The 726-nt window shown below is 39.8% G+C and carries 1 protein-coding gene; it reads right to left on the minus strand.

Annotated features, from left to right (window positions below; all coding sequences use genetic code 11):
• The coding region (locus AX662_RS09725) for a transposase (protein ID WP_197414721.1) at nucleotides 1-726 on the minus strand (726 nt) is incomplete at both ends.

Here is a 726-nt window from a genome sequence, read left to right on the forward strand (position 1 = left end):
AAGTCCTAAAGACCGTTTGAAAGTAGTGATTGACCTTGCTCATGTTCTCCTCTATTAACTCAAAAAACTCATCTACTTTCTTCTCCTGAAAGTGAAAAAGTAAGAGCTGATAAAGTGTATAGTAGTCGGTAAGCTCTTCTGAAAAATCTAGTGTTTTCCCAACAACTTCATGTGGATTTAAGGTTTGACGGAAAGTCTTTGAATAGAAAGAATTGAGAGATAACTTACGGCTGTCCTTTTGAAAGAGTCGCCAGTGATTTTTCAAGGCTCGATAGGGTAGAGACTTCTTATCGAACTGGTTCATAATCGCAATTCTTGTCTTTAAAAAGGCTCGACCAAGGTGTTGGATGATGTGGAAACGATCAATAATGATTTCGGCGTTTGGGAAAAGTCTACGAGCTAGTGGGATATAGGCTCCTGACATATCCATTGTAATAAACTGCACTTTTTGGCGAACCTTCAATGGATACTTCAAAAAGTGGTTTCGAATAGTGGTTTGACGGAGATTATCAAGGATGGTTATGAGTTTGTTGGTCTCATAGTTTTGCGCCACAAAAGCGAGTTCACCTTTCTTGAACTCAAACTCATCCCAAGACATAACAGCTGGGAGCTTGTCATAATGCTCCTTGAAAGTAAACTGGTTAAGCTTACGATAGACAGTGGACGTCGACACACGAAGTCTTCTGGCAATATCCGTTAGTGATACCTTCTCAGTTAGAAGTTGTG

This window comes from Streptococcus sp. CCH5-D3, from assembly GCF_001556435.1.
Classification (GTDB): domain Bacteria; phylum Bacillota; class Bacilli; order Lactobacillales; family Streptococcaceae; genus Streptococcus.